The organism is Planococcus halotolerans, assembly GCF_003289955.1.
Lineage (GTDB): Bacteria > Bacillota > Bacilli > Bacillales_A > Planococcaceae > Planococcus > Planococcus halotolerans.
The window spans coordinates 112,311-128,701 of sequence record NZ_QLZR01000008.1 but is presented as its reverse complement, the minus strand read 5'-3'; the positions used below and the strand labels follow the sequence as shown (position 1 = coordinate 128,701).

Annotated in this window: 19 protein-coding genes; 1 reads left to right on the top strand and 18 read right to left on the bottom strand. The window is 44.5% G+C overall.

Features of this window, described 5'->3' with window-relative positions; genetic code table 11:
* Window positions 1-44: 44 nt before the first annotated feature.
* The 6 genes from DP120_RS16180 to DP120_RS16155 form a co-directional block, all read right to left on the bottom strand.
* Complete coding sequence (locus DP120_RS16180; protein WP_112224681.1) at window positions 45-494, bottom strand: small multi-drug export protein; 450 nt, start codon at window positions 492-494, stop codon at window positions 45-47.
* A complete protein-coding gene (locus tag DP120_RS16175; protein ID WP_112224680.1) occupies window positions 491-991 on the bottom strand; it encodes a hypothetical protein in 501 nt (166 codons plus the stop codon). Before DP120_RS16175 ends, DP120_RS16180 begins: the two co-directional genes overlap by 4 nt.
* Window positions 981-1,196 (bottom strand): helix-turn-helix transcriptional regulator, encoded by a 216-nt coding sequence (locus DP120_RS16170; protein WP_112224679.1) that lies wholly within the window; start codon window positions 1,194-1,196, stop codon window positions 981-983. Before DP120_RS16170 ends, DP120_RS16175 begins: the two co-directional genes overlap by 11 nt.
* A 438-nt stretch (window positions 1,197-1,634) precedes the next feature.
* The gene (locus DP120_RS16165) at window positions 1,635-2,573 is read right to left on the bottom strand and encodes a nuclease-related domain-containing protein (protein ID WP_112224678.1); all 939 of its coding nucleotides are present in this window, start codon (window positions 2,571-2,573) and stop codon (window positions 1,635-1,637) included.
* A 458-nt stretch (window positions 2,574-3,031) separates the two neighbouring features.
* The gene (locus tag DP120_RS16160) at window positions 3,032-4,120 is read right to left on the bottom strand and encodes a M42 family metallopeptidase (RefSeq protein ID WP_112224677.1); all 1,089 of its coding nucleotides are present in this window, start codon (window positions 4,118-4,120) and stop codon (window positions 3,032-3,034) included.
* Window positions 4,121-4,200: 80 nt separating this feature from the next.
* Window positions 4,201-4,686: a dUTP diphosphatase gene (locus DP120_RS16155; RefSeq protein WP_112224676.1), complete on the bottom strand. Its 486-nt coding sequence runs from the start codon at window positions 4,684-4,686 to the stop codon at window positions 4,201-4,203.
* Window positions 4,687-4,778: 92 nt separating this feature from the next.
* Here DP120_RS16155 and DP120_RS16150 point away from each other — a divergent pair, with 92 nt between their 5' ends.
* Window positions 4,779-5,171, top strand: coding sequence for a sigma-w pathway protein ysdB (locus DP120_RS16150; protein ID WP_112224675.1), 393 nt, complete (start codon window positions 4,779-4,781; stop codon window positions 5,169-5,171).
* Here the strand turns inward: DP120_RS16150 and DP120_RS16145 are convergent.
* From DP120_RS16145 to mutM, 12 genes are all read right to left on the bottom strand, one after another.
* Complete coding sequence (locus tag DP120_RS16145; RefSeq protein WP_112224674.1) at window positions 5,168-5,446, bottom strand: DUF1294 domain-containing protein; 279 nt, start codon at window positions 5,444-5,446, stop codon at window positions 5,168-5,170. The genes DP120_RS16150 and DP120_RS16145 overlap by 4 nt on opposite strands.
* 61 nt (window positions 5,447-5,507) lie before the next feature.
* The gene (gene rplT / locus DP120_RS16140; RefSeq protein ID WP_084246433.1) at window positions 5,508-5,867 is read right to left on the bottom strand and encodes a 50S ribosomal protein L20; all 360 of its coding nucleotides are present in this window, start codon (window positions 5,865-5,867) and stop codon (window positions 5,508-5,510) included.
* A gap of 174 nt (window positions 5,868-6,041) precedes the next feature.
* Window positions 6,042-6,242, bottom strand: coding sequence for a 50S ribosomal protein L35 (gene rpmI / locus DP120_RS16135; protein WP_084246435.1), 201 nt, complete (start codon window positions 6,240-6,242; stop codon window positions 6,042-6,044).
* Window positions 6,243-6,270: 28 nt separating this feature from the next.
* Complete coding sequence (gene infC, locus DP120_RS16130) at window positions 6,271-6,792, bottom strand: translation initiation factor IF-3 (RefSeq protein ID WP_218673378.1); 522 nt, start codon at window positions 6,790-6,792, stop codon at window positions 6,271-6,273.
* Window positions 6,793-7,356: 564 nt separating this feature from the next.
* A complete protein-coding gene (gene thrS / locus DP120_RS16125; RefSeq protein WP_112224673.1) occupies window positions 7,357-9,285 on the bottom strand; it encodes a threonine--tRNA ligase in 1,929 nt (642 codons plus the stop codon).
* Window positions 9,286-9,693: 408 nt separating this feature from the next.
* The gene (gene dnaI / locus DP120_RS16120; protein WP_112224672.1) at window positions 9,694-10,629 is read right to left on the bottom strand and encodes a primosomal protein DnaI; all 936 of its coding nucleotides are present in this window, start codon (window positions 10,627-10,629) and stop codon (window positions 9,694-9,696) included.
* The gene (locus DP120_RS16115; RefSeq protein WP_112224671.1) at window positions 10,630-11,991 is read right to left on the bottom strand and encodes a replication initiation and membrane attachment family protein; all 1,362 of its coding nucleotides are present in this window, start codon (window positions 11,989-11,991) and stop codon (window positions 10,630-10,632) included. It abuts the gene before it with no gap.
* An 11-nt stretch (window positions 11,992-12,002) separates the two neighbouring features.
* The gene (gene nrdR / locus DP120_RS16110; RefSeq protein WP_112224670.1) at window positions 12,003-12,479 is read right to left on the bottom strand and encodes a transcriptional regulator NrdR; all 477 of its coding nucleotides are present in this window, start codon (window positions 12,477-12,479) and stop codon (window positions 12,003-12,005) included.
* A 613-nt stretch (window positions 12,480-13,092) separates the two neighbouring features.
* A complete protein-coding gene (gene speD / locus DP120_RS16105; protein WP_112224669.1) occupies window positions 13,093-13,476 on the bottom strand; it encodes an adenosylmethionine decarboxylase in 384 nt (127 codons plus the stop codon).
* 315 nt (window positions 13,477-13,791) lie between these two features.
* Entirely contained in the window at window positions 13,792-14,805 is a 1,014-nt protein-coding gene (locus DP120_RS16100) for a glyceraldehyde-3-phosphate dehydrogenase (protein WP_112224668.1), read from the bottom strand.
* 114 nt (window positions 14,806-14,919) lie between these two features.
* On the bottom strand, window positions 14,920-15,507 hold the full coding sequence (gene coaE / locus DP120_RS16095; RefSeq protein ID WP_112224667.1) for a dephospho-CoA kinase: 588 nt from the start codon (window positions 15,505-15,507) through the stop codon (window positions 14,920-14,922).
* Window positions 15,508-15,516: 9 nt separating this feature from the next.
* Entirely contained in the window at window positions 15,517-16,386 is an 870-nt protein-coding gene (gene mutM / locus DP120_RS16090; RefSeq protein ID WP_112224666.1) for a bifunctional DNA-formamidopyrimidine glycosylase/DNA-(apurinic or apyrimidinic site) lyase, read from the bottom strand.
* Window positions 16,387-16,391: the final 5 nt, after the last annotated feature.

Here is a 16,391-nt window from a genome sequence, read left to right as displayed (position 1 = left end):
TTTAAGTCAGAATAGCTTTAGTATAGCACACCACTGCTGCTTCTTTAGAGTTCCCGTGTGAAGAAATCAAAGCCAAGTGCTGTCAGGATGCCAAATGTTAATGTCCAGATGGCAATGCTTATTGTCAGCCAAATTGTTGTATTCTTTTTCGTCGCGCCAAGTGTCATTCCTATGAAGGCAGCGATATGCGTACCGATCAGGATTGGTCCAAGCAATGCCAGTCCCGGCAACCCGTATTTATTCCAGATCCGTTTGGCGCGTTCACTTTTTTTATTTTGCGTTTTGCCTTTCGCTTCCTGCCGTTTATTGTACCAATCCTTGAATCTGTCGAAGCCGATGATCAGCGCAAGCACTGTCACCATATTACCGACAAAAGCCAGCAGCATGACCCAAAACGGCGACAGCCCCCAAACGATGCCGAGCGGTATGACCAAAGCGATTTCAAACCACGGAATTGCGGCTCCGATAAATACCAGGGCGTATTCGTAAATCATTCGGTTTCCTCCTTAACGTGCTTGCGGATTTCGAAATAAAAAATAAGGTACTGTCCCAGTGCAACTGCTAAAATTCCATAAATAATGTAGAGCTTGGACAATGGCAGAATGATGGCGATTGTAGCCAGAATAGGCAATGCCCACGTGATATATGTGTAAACTTTTTGAACTGCTTTGCGGGTGATGTAGGTCATGCCTTCGTCCTGCTCCAGATATTCAGGGGGCCGAATGGAAATTGCTGAAATTTTTTGAGTAGGATTCTGCCGATTATACTTTTTCAATTGGAGTAAAAAGATGGCGAGCAAAGTAAAATACAAAACAAGTGAGACGAGCAGGACAATTCCCTTTGCAGGTTCAATAGTCATCTCCATACTAGTTTCATTACTATTATTGACGTATTCCACTACAGGCGAATCCAGTGAGTAGGCGATTATAGCCAATAGCACGATAAAAGCCATCATCCACAAAGGATATTTTAGGCGAAAATCATTTTTCATTATATTCATCCCCTTCCAGCCAAAATAATTCATTGACGTCCACTTGCAAAGCCTTCGCCAATTTCAGTGACAATGTAATTGACGGGGAAAATTCCCCTTTTTCAATAAATGCGATCGTCTGCCGTGTCACATCGACTTGCTTACCTAAGTCGCTCTGCGTCAAGCTGTGGCGGGCACGCATTTCCTTCACCCGATTTTTCAGCATCCTTTTCATCCTTCCCATGAAGATGTTCGGTATATATAACATAATGTACACTATACTTAACATTAAGTAAAGTTTTATTAACTTTTTATTGGAGCGCTGGAAGCGGTCCGGGCATTGTAAAAGGCATGCGCGGGAGTGCGCATGCCTTTGGGTTTGGTTTGGACGTTTTAGTCTCTTTTTTAAAGTATCGGATCCACATTCCGTTCCGATTCCGGCTGAAATACGTCATTTCGTAAGCTTCTCTCACTTCAAAACCACTGATTGGATGCTTTTCGCGGGCGAAAAGCGACAAGATCGGCTCGTTTTATTTTCTATGATCACTCTTTAAGATTCTATGATCACTCAGAGGATTCTATGATCACTCACAGGATTCTATGATCACTTTTTCGGGTTCTATGATCACTCAACAGATTCTATGATCCCTCAGCAAATTCTATGTCACTCCTGCAAAGTTTTTCCTTCATTCAATGAGTATTTGCTGTGTCTTCTGCTTCCTTCTTTCGTCAAAATTTCTTGTGACAACAGACGCTTCACAATATGTCGATCATCTACATTTAAAAAGGTCCGAAGTTTTTCATTGTTTGCCTGAAATCCAAATATTGCGAAGTAATCCAATACCGCTTCTTCACCTGCAGTTAAGGAAGTTATTCCGCATGCGTCACATTGCCAGCGTCGACGCTCTCGGGCAACGTTAAACGTTTTGCAGGCTTCACAATAAATTCCACGTTTAAATAGATGCGGATCCATGGAATACTGAACTGCTATCGGTTTTTGAATATATGGTGTAAGTTGATTTTCGATTATTTTTCTATATTTTTTAAGGGCATGACGGTTTTGCTGAGTGCTGGATGGATACTCTTCGATGGTTTTAAATAGAAGTTCAATCATGTGGTGGTGTCTGCAGGTGCGAGTATTTTGTGGAAGTGAACATAATTCAGCTTTTAAAGCAGTGAAAACGAGCATGCCGTCTACCGGAAGGGGGATTTTGTTTTCAGCAAACCACATTCTTATAAAACGCATATGTTTTTCAACTTGAACTGCCGGATTATCCATAATTGTTTTCACACCATTTACATCATTACGGAAGAACTCGCCAGTTCTAGTTTCAAAATGCAGCTCACCGCTGATGTTTTTCGACTCGAGAATAACCGCAACTTTTTGTGTTAGCAGCAATCCGTCGATCTGCACTGGCCAGTTGCCGAGAGTAAGGCTTGTATTCCAAAGAATTTCAAAAGGTTCAGATGAATAAAATTCCACAAACTTTTTTTGAAGCCGCTTCTCCCCACGGATTCCCGCTTCTGCAAGGAATAATTCCCTTTCCAACAATTCGCGTTCCGGTGTATTCTCCTTTAGTCGCCGAATGGCTCTTTTTAACATATCAACTTTAGATAGAATCTTGATTCTCTCCTTTCTGCTTACTCGGATTATAGCATTTGGCTGTTTGAATAGTTAATTTATTTTTCTTATTTCTTTTTTACAGGCATGCGCGATATTTCAGGGTTTGAAGTAGGGGCTATTTGGTGATTTGGGACGAGAATACTTTCTTTCTGTTACTTTTTTGCGGATTTCTTCATTGCGAATGCTTTTCCAAAGTTCAAAACCGTTAAATGGATGCTTTTCGCAGGCGAAAAGCGACAAGATCGGCTCGTTATATTTTCTATGATCACTTTTTGGGGTTCTATGATCACTCACAGGATTCTATGATCACTCAACAGATTCTATGAGCACTTTTGGGAGCTCTATGATCACTCACAAGGTTCTATGATCACTCACTTCCAAAATCCGCAAAAAAACAACAAAAAACCCCCTCGCCACAGCGAGAGGATCTCCATATTTTATTCAAATGTAATTTTCGCTACTGTGTCTTTGTCCAATTTCTTGATGACTTCGATGATTAGTTTCACTGCGTTTTCATAGTCGTCGCGGTGAAGGATACCGGCGTGTGAGTGGATGTAGCGCGTTGCCACGCCAATCGCCAATGCCGGAACACCGTTCGCCGTCAAGTGGATCGAGCCAGCGTCTGTTCCTCCGCCTGCAATCGTTTCGAATTGGTACGGGATGCCAGCTTCGTCTGCCGTATCAAGAACCAGTTCACGCAAACCGCGGTGCGAAACCATGGAAGCGTCAAATAGAAGAATTTGTGGTCCGTCACCCATTTTGCTGTTGGATTCCTGAGCTGTGATGCCAGGAGTGTCGCCGGCGATGCCCACGTCCACTGCAAATCCGATGTCCGGCTGGATTTTCGCAGTCGCTGTTTTCGCGCCGCGAAGTCCAACTTCTTCCTGCACTGTTCCTACGCCGTAAACGACATTTGGATGGTCCTGGCCTTTAAGACCTTTCAACACATCAATGGCAATTGCGCAGCCGATACGGTTGTCCCAGGCTTTTGCCAAAAGGAATTTTTCGTTCGTCATCACGTTGAATTCAAAATAAGGTGTCACCATATCGCCCGGTGTAATGCCCCATTCTTTTACTTCGTCGCGTGACGATGCGCCGATATCAATGAACATGTCTTTGATTTCAACAGGTTTTTTGCGTGCTTCCGGAGACAGGATATGCGGCGGTTTCGAGCCGATAACGCCGATATATTCCTTGCCGCTGCGTGTAGTGATGGTTACGCGCTGTGCCAGCATAACCTGGTTCCACCATCCGCCGACAGTCTGGAATTTCAGGAATCCTTTATCGTCAATCTGGGAAATCATGAAGCCTACTTCATCAAGGTGGCCTGCAACCATGATTTTCGGTCCGTCAGCTAGCCCTTCTTTTTTAGCGATCAGGCTTCCCAGCCCGTCCGTTTCAACTGAATCTGCAAAAGGCGCTATGTATTTCTTCATGACTTCGCGCGATTGGCGTTCATTGCCTGGAATACCGTTTGCATCAGTCAAATCTTTTAACATTTGGAGCGTTTCGTCTAATTTTACCATTTATTTCGACCTCCTAAATAGTCTCACTTCTCCATTATAAATGAACCTGCGTATATTTTCAAAAAATTCATCTAACAGAATTAATACCCATCCTTCTGGCGGTCGTAATTCTTCTGGTTTTTCGCGACATATGCTTCAAGTACTTCCTCGTAGGTGAATCCGAGAATATCAGCAATTGCACCGTAACAGCTCCACACTGTCTGGTAAGTTGACATCGAATGCTTCTCCATGAAATTCAGTATGCTTTTATTTGTCTTCAGAAAGATTGCGGTCAAATCCTGCTCACTTAATGGATCAGGCCATTCATTCAGCATATTCAAGTCCTTTTCGATTCCGAGGGACAATAAAAAATGGATGGAATCCACGTATTCTTCCAGAATCACTTCACGTTCCGATGGTCCTTTGGCGCTCCAGAATTTGAAAGCGCGGGTTTCATTCGCGAGTTCAGCAAGTTCCACGATGAGCGCAAGCCCTTTTTTTTCGAAAAGATCTTCATTTACTTCATTATTAGTCTGTATGTAGCTGTCCAATTCTTCCTGCATAGTGAATAATTTCTCTAAATTCATAAGAATTCTCCTTTTTTTCAATAAATCTTGAAACCATAATTCTTTATGTCCGTATTATATATGACAACCACTTTTGCAAGGGGGTATTTTGCATGGCCATCATCATCCGTTTCATTGTTATTGCATTAATTATATATCTATTCTATCGTTTGCTGCGCTATGTATTCGACCCGAAACGAAAATTCGATGCTGCGGTCGAAAGTAAATCCTATTATTTCTATGATGATGTCCAAAATGTACGCAAAAACTTCTTCATTACATTGCGCGGCGTCATCTTTGAAGGGGAAAAATACCTCGGCACGACCGACGACGCGTTTGAAGTGGTTTCAATCTTCGTTTGGGCAGAAGACCCTGCAATGCTGCAAGGTTTCACTAAAGAGGATTTCCACTTTCTCGAAAAGGAAATCCAAATGAATTACCCGAATGCCGCCATCAACTGGAAAAACCCGATCGAACAATTGATGAAGAGCGGAAATGACGCTTAACGAAGACCATATTCACTGTAAATCCAGACGAGCAGCGCTGCTTGAAGAACCGCCAGCATCAGGAATCCGATCCGGAAATTCGTGTGCTTGGTTTTGTGGCGGAATGCCATCAGGCCGATATAGGCGCCGATTCCCCCGCCGAACAATGCGACTCTCCACAGATTTTTTTCTGGAATTCGCTGGCCTCTCTTCTGCGCCTGACGTTTATCGGCTTTCATCATTATTAATGCCATCAGGGATAAAATAGCGATATAAGCGGAAATCACAATAAACATTTACTATTCCTCCATTAAAAAAGACTGGCGAATGATCGCCAGTCTTTTTTGTGCATTTATCTTATTTGTTCAATGCTTTTTTAGCTTGGTCAGCTAGTGCTGTGAATGCAGCTGCATCAGATACAGCGATTTCAGCTAGCATTTTGCGGTTGATGTCGATGCCGGCAACTTTCAAACCGTTCATTAGACGGCTGTAAGAGATGTCGTTCAAACGAGCTGCTGCGTTGATACGAGTGATCCACAATCTGCGGAAGTCACGTTTTTTGTTGCGACGGTCACGGTAAGCATAGTTACCTGACTTCATCACCTGTTGGTTTGCTACTTTGAAAAGGATGTGCTTCGCACCATAATAACCTTTTGCTAATTTAATGACCTTTTTACGACGCTGGCGCGTCACTGTTCCACCTTTTACGCGTGGCATAATACATTACCTCCTGCTTGAATATAAAGAATTCGATTTTTGGTTCGGTCTTGTCCAGACTCCAACGGGCCAGCTCCTCGGTCTTAAGCTGCCCTTCCTGTGCGGCAAAAAACGCCGCTTCGGAAGTTCATCTTAAGTCTGCCGGAGCTGAACGGCCGTTTTCGCTTTTCGTTATTACTTCATGTTGTAGATCAAAGATTTAATGCGTTTCAAATCGCCTGAAGATACAAGCTTTCCTTTACGGAGTTTACGCTTTTGCTTAGTCGATTTGTTTGCAAATAAGTGGCTTGTGTGTGAACGATTGCGTTTTACTTTACCAGTTCCAGTTTTCTTGAAACGTTTTGACGCACCGCTATGGCTTTTCATTTTCGGCATTTCGAGTTCCTCCTAAACAATTGTACTGTTATTCTTTTTCGTTGACTGGAGCCAGCATCAAGAACATGCTGCGTCCATCCATTTTAGGGCGCTGTTCAACCGTAGCAACTTCTTTGCACGCTTCTGCGAAGCGTTCAAGGACACGTTGTCCGATTTCTTTATGCGTAATCGCACGGCCTTTAAAACGGATTGAAGCTTTGACTTTGTCGCCTTTTTCAAGGAACTTGATTGCGTTCCGAAGCTTCGTGTTGAAGTCGTGGTCGTCGATTCCAGGGCTCAAACGAACCTCTTTCACTACGATGACTTTTTGATTCTTGCGAATCTCACGTTCCTTCTTCTGCTGCTCAAACTTGAACTTACCATGGTCCATGATGCGGGCAACCGGCGGCTTAGCTTGAGGAGCCACAAGAACCAGATCCAAGTTGACACGACCTGCAATTTCTAGGGCTTCGTTGCGCGTTTTAATGCCGAGCTGTTCACCATTTTGATCAATAACCCGTAATTCCCGTGCACGAATGCCTTCGTTTACATTACTGTCTTTGCTAATAATAATCCACCTCCGGATAGTGTTGCGAATAGCTTAAAATGCGTAACCGACCATGTCGGCTTACAGGTTCCGATCCAAAGAAAAAGCGGATGGACCTCGTTCGGCCCACCCGCAATTTATGACAGCACGCCTCAGCGTGAAATAGTCAAATCGTGTCTACCTGCCAACATTTGGTCGATCAGGTGAGAAGCGGGTGCTCCTGCTTGCACATATAAGTATTCTATAACCTTATTTATAATACCACGCACCTATAGGCGTGTCAACAGTTCATCTCAATAAACCTTACATAGACGATATTCCGCAAAACAGATAAGCTTGCCAAAACCTCGTGCTCCTGCATCGCTGCGCTAGCTTCGTCGCAAAGCGCCGGTCGAAAGACCTTCGACCGCGCTTCGCTGTTTTGCTCCATATCTCTAGAAGTCTCTCTCAGTGCCGGCGCGGTTCAGGAGCAGGCGAATGCCGACCGGGCAGAAGACGAGTGGTCTTCTCGGCTTATTGCGAGAGGCTTGTCCATAGCGCCGTAGCGGTATACCGAAGCGGTATATATGGTATTTCTCTAATCCAAACTTATCGAAGTTCTCCCTGAATCATCGACAGGAAGTCATCAAACGGCATGCTTTCCGACTTCTGCTCACCGTATTTACGGACATTTACAGAACCGTCTTCCATCTCTTTATCACCAAGAACGAGCATATAAGGAACTTTCTGCATCTGAGCTTCGCGGATCTTGTAGCCCAGTTTTTCATCGCGTCCGTCAATATCGGCACGCAGTTTGTGCGACTGCAGTTTTTCCTGCACTTCATTGGCATAGTCACTGTGGACATCGAGTGATACCGGGATGATTTCCACTTGGACTGGCGCTAGCCAAGTCGGGAAAGCACCTTTATATTCTTCGATCAGGAATGCGACAAAACGTTCCATTGTTGAAACGACACCACGGTGGATAACAACCGGACGGTGCTGTTTGCCGTCTTCTCCGATATAGGAAAGGTCGAAGCGTTCAGGCAACAGGAAATCAAGCTGTACTGTAGAAAGAGTCTCTTCTTTGCCGAGCGCAGTTTTCACCTGGACATCCAATTTCGGTCCGTAGAATGCCGCTTCTCCTTCTGCTTCCACATAATCCAAGCCCATTTCGTCCATTGCTTCTTTCAGCATGGATTGTGCACGTTCCCACATGGCATCGTCATCGAAGTATTTTTCTTTATCTTCCGGATCACGGTAAGATACGCGGAATGAATAATCTTTGATGTCGAAGTCTTTATAGACTTCCACCACCAGATTGACGACACGTTTGAATTCGTCCTTGATCTGGTCAGGTCTTACGAATAAATGCGCATCATTCAAAGTCATACCGCGAACGCGCTGCAATCCTGATAAGGCGCCGGACATTTCATAACGGTGCATTGTGCCAAGTTCCGCGATACGGACCGGCATCTGGCGGTATGAATGAATACCCTGTTTGAAAATCATCATGTGATGCGGACAGTTCATCGGGCGAAGCACCAAATCTTCGTTATCCATGCTCATGACCGGGAACATATCGTCCTGATAATGGTCCCAGTGGCCGCTTGTCTTATAAAGTTCGACGCTGCCAAGAACTGGAGTGTAGACGTGGTCGTAACCCAAACGTTCTTCTTTATCAACAATATAACGCTCGATGATGCGGCGGATTGTCGCGCCTTTCGGCAGCCACATTGGCAGCCCCTGGCCGACTTTCTGCGAATTCATGAACAGATTTAATTCCTTGCCGATTTTACGATGATCGCGTTCTTTTGCTTCTTCAAGCATTTCAAGATGCGCTTTCAAGTCTTCTTTTTTGAAGAACGCAGTGCCATAAATACGCTGCAGCATTTTATTGTCGCTGTCGCCTCTCCAATATGCACCGGCCACACTCAGTAATTTGAATTCTTTCAGCTTGCCTGTTGCCGGAACGTGGATGCCGCGGCAAAGATCGAAAAATTCACCTTGCTCATAGATTGTAACCTGCTCATCTTCCGGAATTGCTTCAAGAAGTTCAAGTTTGTACGGATCTTCAATTGCTGCAAAACGTTCCTGCGCTTCTGCGCGGGAAACACTATGACAGACGATTTCAAGATTTTCACCGATGATTTTCTTCATTTCCTTCTCGATTTTCGGAAGGTCTTCAGAAGTAATCGCTGATTCTGTATCGATATCGTAGTAGAAACCATTTTCAATCACTGGACCAACACCCAGCTTCGCATCCGGGTATAGACGTTTAACCGCCTGCGCCAATAAATGCGCTGTACTGTGGCGAAGGATTTCCAATGCTTCATCCGATTCCGCTGTGATGATTGCAATGTCTCCATCTTCGTTCAGTGGTGCTTTCAAATCAACAAGGCGGTCGCCGATTTTACCAGCCAAAGCTTTTTTACGAAGGCCAGGGCTGATTGATCCCGCCACATCTTCTGTTGTAGTGCCCCGTTCGAATTCCTTTACGGCTCCATCCGGAAATTTTAAATTGATCATGTCTGACATAGCAATCTCTCCTTTTGATTTTCATCTTTTTCCATGATCCAATTGCAGAAACATTTTGGAACACAAAAAAGCCCCATCCCAAAGGGACGAAGCTCAGTTCGTGGTTCCACCCTTCTTCTGCCCCAATCAGTAAACTGAATGGGACGAAGCTCTGCATCGGCTAACGGGCCGGTTGCCGGCAGCTGCTACTAAATAAAATGTTCACAGCTGCTGCTCGGAGGCGGTAAATGGATTGCCGTTTCTTAAGAAGCTTTCAGCCTGGGCTTCTCTCTCTGGAAGTCGTGCAATCCATTATTGTCCTCGTCGTCGCATTTAAAATCATATTTCGATTGTATTTACTATAAACCGAAAGCATTTAAAATGCAATCACTGTAAATAAAATGCATTTATAATGACTTCGCACCAAATTTAATTACGCCAGTTGCGGCCGTCCATTTTCACAGGACTCGTGAGTGCACGAATCCGTTCCATAACACGTGCCGCTTTTAAATCTTCTTTTTCACCACGTTGAGAATAAGTAAGGTGATGCTGAAGTTCAGAGTAGCTGAAATTCGAAGTCATGAAAGTCGGAAGCTTTTCTGCCATGCGGTAATGAAGAATGGTTCCCAGCACTTCATCACGCGTCCAGCTCGACATCGCTTCCGCTCCAATATCATCCAGCATCAGAACATCCGCCTTTTTGACGTAGTCCACTTTTTCCTGGAGCGTCTGGTCGCCGATTGCCTGCTTCATTTCACGCATGAATTCGGGTACGAATACCAAAACCGATTTGACGTTTATCTCCGCCAGCTCATTTGCCACCGCACTTAACAGATAGGATTTTCCCACCCCGAATTTGCCGTAGAAAAACAAACCTTTTTCCGGCAGGTTATCCGGTCCTGTTGCCTGATCAAGAAATGCGCCGACTGCCCGGAATGCTTCCATCCGGCTGTCGTCCGGTTCGAAATTGGACAGCGTCGCCTGCATAACTTCTTTCGGCATGTACATGCTGTGGATCAGGGAGCTTGCACGTCGTTTATTGTCATAAGCATTCTTAGATTTGCATGGCGTATATGCAATGCCGATCGTGTTGCGTTCAAGCACCAGATTGGGTTCGAAGCCCTTCAAATGATTGATGCATCCGTCTAAGCTCGGGCATTTATTGCAGTCATGTGATTGGTCGATGTACTCATATAATTTGTGCATGCCGCGGTCGACGATGCTTTTATCGATTTCAGAGGCATTTTCTTCAAGAAAACTCTGGACGCCTGGGTTCTCCAGCACTTCCTTGCGCATATCATTGTAACGCTCTGAAAAAGCCGGTGCATTGACAACCCGTTTTAAGGTTTCCCGTATCGGTTCCATTTAATCACCCTTCCCTTTTTTCAAAGCAAGTTTTGCCAGGAGTTTTTGCTTCTCGACTTCCAGGCTTTCATTTTTCTGTGGAGCTGTTGCCTGCGGCTCATCTTTCGTATAGAACCATTCCGGCAGTTTTTCCTCACGGACAGGCTTGCCGTTAGAACGTGACGAAGATTTCGAGGCGGCAACAGGCGAGCCTTCCGATTTCCATTTCATATATTGGGCATGTTCAGTGCGCGCGAGTTCCATCGCCTCTGCAGCAGTGGACACGTTTTTACGGATCCAGTGTGAAGCGATTTTTTCCACATAACCTTTAGTCAATTTCATATCGGTCCGCAGAAGAACATATTGCAGCAGCACGTTCACTACCGCCGGCTCCATGCCATGCTGCATGACCAGGTTGTTGGCAAGCTGCACATCTGCAGAAAGAGGCTCTTTACCGCCGGCAATATCCCGGAGCACATCAATCGGCGATGCAGATTCCAGGTACAGAATCAATTCATCCTGACGGTTCTTCGGCTCAGCTTCCGGTTCAGGTGCTTTCGCAAGAACCGGTTCCAGTTTTGGCGCAGTTGTAGATACCGTCATCTTATAATACTCAGATGCGGATTTTTTAATTCCTTCTATAGTAAGACGATAATCATCGTCAATGGCCAGTAGGATCACTTTCTGCATTTCAAGCGGTCCCCATCCGTACAGGAAAGCCAATTTGCAGATGGTGTCTTTAATCGATGCAGTCAACACCCGTTTGGGCACCAGCTGCTCAGAAAGCCCTTGGTGGAGAAGGTTGAAATCGAAATCATACTCCGCTTCATAACCTTTTCTGCTGCGCTGCTGCATTTTTTGTGAATCGTTCGGATAACCGGCTTTTGCATGGACCGGCTGAAAAATATCCGTGAAGGTCCGTGAAACTTCTTCAAAGGATTCCATGTCTTCCGCAGGCAGGATAAACCGGTCCCGTACCCGGCGGTAAGCGATATCCCCAATTTTGCTGAACAGGAACATCGACAGCAATGGGTCAGTGAAAAAATCTTTAGGATCAAGCGGTGGGCATAACTCATATAAAAAGGTACGGGATTCTGTCCCTTTTTTATAAGTCTTCAATAATCCGATAGCTTCCAGCTGGATACGCGATTCAAAAATCTTGGCAATCGGCATACCCAAAGTATTCATCAGCGTATAATGCGGTGTCTCCGTCCGTTCCGCTTCCCCTTCCGCCCAAAGCGTCAGGTAAAGGGATATGGCTTCTGCACCGACCATCGGCTGATAAAGAAGAGTCAGTAATTGGCGGTCGTAATTTGAAAATGGATAAGGCAGACGAATTTTAAAAGCATCAGCCGCCTGCAGCTCTTTATAGAATGCAGTCATAATTCACCGCCTTACTCGGATATCTTATCTTCCGGATTCTTATTCAATAAATCCTTCAGCTCGTCTATAAATACATTAATATCTTTGAACTGGCGATAGACAGAAGCAAAACGGACATAAGCCACTTCGTCAATTGCTGCCAGCCGGTCCATCACCATTTCTCCGACCTGTTCGGATTTCACTTCGGCGTTGCCAATTCTGCGAAGATCTTTTTCGATATTGAAAACCAGTTCCTCAAGTGTTTCCAGTGGCACCGGACGTTTCTCGCAAGCACGGATCAAGCCGCGCAATACTTTTTCGCGGCTGAACTCTTCGCGGGAACCGTCTTTTTTCACGACAATCAGCGGCATCTCTTCCACTTTCTCGAAAGTGGTGAATCGATAGCCGCATTCTTCGCATTCCCTTCTTCTTCTGATCGATTTCAATTCATCTACTGGCCGCGAATCCACGACGCGGGTACCGTTATGCTGACAAGCCGGACATTTCATTTTGACATCTCCCCAAATTCTCTTTCTGTTGCTCTAAGTATAACAAAATTTCCGGGTTTATAATATTTCATTTTGGAATCTAATAATATTAGAGAATTACTAATCTTTAACAATCGATATTCCGCAAAACAACTACGCTTGCCTGGGGGCTTGCGCTGAGCTAACTCGTTCTCGTTTCACTTCACCCGAGTGGATCTCAGCACTTCGCTTGGTCCCCTGGGCGTCTTCGCTGTTTTGCTTCATATCTCTAGAAACCTCTTTAAGAAACGAATCAGTCCATACAATGCAATTTAGTTAGTTCAACTTTTTAGAGAAAAACTAATAGATTGAGCTTAGCTAACTCGGGCCATCGCCCGAGTGCATAACAGCCCAACTCTTGTTATTAAGTCCACTTAATTTCATATCATGTCCAGAAGTGAATCCAGCGAAGGAGCGCGCCAGGACGGAGCGGAGCAATAAGACGAGTGCTCTTCTCGGCTTATTGTGAGAGCTTAGTCCAAAGCGACAAAGCGGCCTATATAAAATATATATTACTATGTACAAACAAATAGAAAAAGCAGGGGATCAGTTCCCCTGCTTTTATGTCTTAATTTAATGTCTTGGTTTAAATGGATTATGCAGTTACTGTAACTTTGGTTTTTCCAGCACCGACTGGACCCATTCCACGTTGCAATTCTTTAACTTCGCTCGATTGTGAGCCAAGTGCCTTAGCGATATAATCCGCTGCAATAGTCGGATCCATATCTCCGCAAGTATATACATCTACACTTGCATAGCCGTGTTCAGGAAAGCTGTGGATTGTCAAATGTGATTCAGAAATGATTACTACGCCGCTTACACCTTGTGGCGCAAATTTATGAAAAGCGACCTCGCGGACTTCTGCCCCTGATTTGAGTGCTGCATCAACAAAAGTTTTTTCGATAAAATCCATATCGTTTAATTTGTCAAAATCACACTGCCAAAGTTCTGCAATTACGTGACGTCCCATTGTTTCCATGGTTCGTTTCCCCCTTTGATATCATTTTGGTTTCGTGCTCAAAATATTCAAAGTTGACTACCACGGGGGAAAGTTAGTCCAAAGAGGTCCTAACCCTTTAAGCAGTCATGTGAATAAAAATGTTTCGTCCTGATTCCTCATTGAGCTTTGGAATCGACCGGAAGAAAGTAGCTTTTTTTGCTACGAATCATAGTATATGATGTATTCAGTTGAAATGCAACAAATAAATCTGATAAAGATTTATTTTTTTTCGTGGATTTTTCTTACAAATAAAAAACCACTTTTTCATACTAAACGAAAAAGTGGTTTGTGTCATTATATTACACTCATTGCAGAAGCGACCCGTTTTGTCAGATCGATTACCCGAGCTGAGTAGCCCCATTCATTGTCATACCATGCCAGGACTTTCACTTTGCGGCCTGCGATCACCATCGTAGTCAGACCATCGACAATGGCTGAATCCGTGGTTGTATTGAAATCTTTGGATACAAGCGGTTCCATTGTGAAATTCAAAATCCCTTTCATCGGACCGTTTGCGGCATCGATGAAGGCCTGGTTGACTTCCTCGACCGTAACGTCTTTATTCAAATCAACCACAAGGTCAACAAGGGACACGTTCGGTGTCGGTACACGCAGCGCCAATCCGTGCATTTTCCCTTCCAGATCAGGCAGGACTTGCGACAAAGCTTTTGCTGCTCCGGTTGAAGTCGGAATGATCGACTGGGCACAGGCGCGTGCACGGCGAAGATCCTTATGCGGGTTATCCAAGTTTTTTTGGTCATTCGTGTAAGCGTGTACAGTTGTCATCAAACCGTTGTCGATTCCAAACGAATCGTTGAGAACTTTGGCAACTGGTGCAAGGCAGTTCGTCGTGCAGCTGGCATTGGAAATGATATCGTGCTTATCAATATCCAATTTATCTTCATTGACACCCATTACGATCATAATATCTTCGTTTTTCCCAGGAGCAGTCAAGATGACTTTTTTCGCTCCAGCTTCAAGATGAAGAGCTGCCTTATCACGGGCATTGAACTTCCCGGTAGCTTCAATAACAATATCCACACCCATTGCTTTCCATGGCAGTTTCAATGGATCGCGTTCGCTGACCAATTCAACTCGTTTTCCATTAACAATTATAGCCCCTTCTTCGGCGCTTACTTCTCCGTCGAAGGTACCGTGATTTGTGTCATACTTTATCAAATGAGCCAACGTTTCAGCAGGATAGCTGGCATTTACTGCTGAAATAGTTATGTCATCCATTAAGATTGCCTGTCTGAACACCATACGGCCTATACGGCCAAATCCATTAATTGCAATAGAAACTGTCATTTATAGTCCTCCATTAATTAAGTTATACTTATTTTTTTATTTCGTTATATAGTATAACACATTATATCGATTCGAGAACCTCAAAAAGTGACGAATAATTCAGCTTTGTGAATTTTATTGCCACTGCTTCAAAATTCCAGTGAGTTGCTGCGCAGTTTCTTCAATGGTTCCATTGTTGTAAATGACGGCATCAGCTCCTTCTTCTTTTACAGACATTGGCAGCTGGGAGCCAATCCGTGCCCTTGCGTCTTTTTCATTTAAACCATTTCTCTCCATCAGCCTCGACAATTGGTTGTCTTCCGTCACGCTGACAACCAGTATCTTATCGACAAAATGCTGCAGTTTGCTTTCAAAAAGCAAAGGGATATCCATGACAATTGTTTGATGGCCTTCAGCCATAAAAGCACTTCTTTGGCGCAGCATTTCCGCCCGAATCGCCGGATGGATGATGTCGTTCATTTGTTTTCTTTTTACAGGATCAGAAAAAATTAATGCTCCAACCTTTTCCCGGTTCATCGTACCGTCATCCCGGATTACTTCCGAACCGAATAATGCCTCGATCTCTTTCAGTGTTTCTGAACCGGGTTCAACAACCTTCCGCGCCACCAAATCCGCGTCAATTATCGGATAACCTAAATCTTCAAGCATTTTTGACACGGTACTTTTGCCACTCGCTATGCTTCCTGTCAATCCAATGATCATCTTAAGCCCTCATTTTTGGCATGTTGGGCAGTAGACAGATGTGCGTCCTCCAATTTTCAAGGTTTTCGTCACACTGCCGCAAGTCATGCATTGTTTTTTCCCATACATTGCGAAGCGGTTTTGCATCCCTCCCGATTCTCCGTTGATGTTCCGGTAATCGGATATAGTGCTCCCTCCGGCTTCGATGCTTTCCAAAAGTATATCCACCACTGCTTTAAAAAGTTCAGTTCTGCGTTTTCTGCTGATTCGATGTGCAGCACGGTTCGGATGAATTTTCATGCTGAATAGAGCCTCCGTAGCGTATATATTGCCCGCTCCGGAAATAACCTGCCCATCCATAATCACTTCTTTGATCGGTTTGTTCCTGTATTTTGGACTTTCGGACATATCCAGAAAATGCTGAAGGGCATTTTCATCAAAGGGTTCAGGTGCCATCAGCAACAGCGGTGGATAATCCCCTTCATCATTTAACACCCGCATTTCCCCAAAACGGCGGATATCCGAATAAGCCAGTATATTGCCATCATTTAACGTCAAAACAACATGGACATGTTTCCGGAATTTCTCTTCCGGAATCGACATCAGGCTGCCCACATAAAACCAGGCGCCTGACATCCCAAGATGATTCACCAGAAGGAATTCACTGTCTTTTCTTAGACCGAAATAGATATACTTGCTGCGCCGTTCCACACTGGTTATTTGCGAACCCTTAACTTTATCAATAAAACTGTCAGCTTCTACTTTTTTAAGAATCGCTTCCCTGCCACCGGTTTTTGACAGCCGGATCGTATCGGAAATATAAACATCTTCTATCTTTTTGCCGATGGCAACGGGACGTATCTGCCGGACCACGCCCTCCACTTCAGGAAGTTCAGGCATATTAT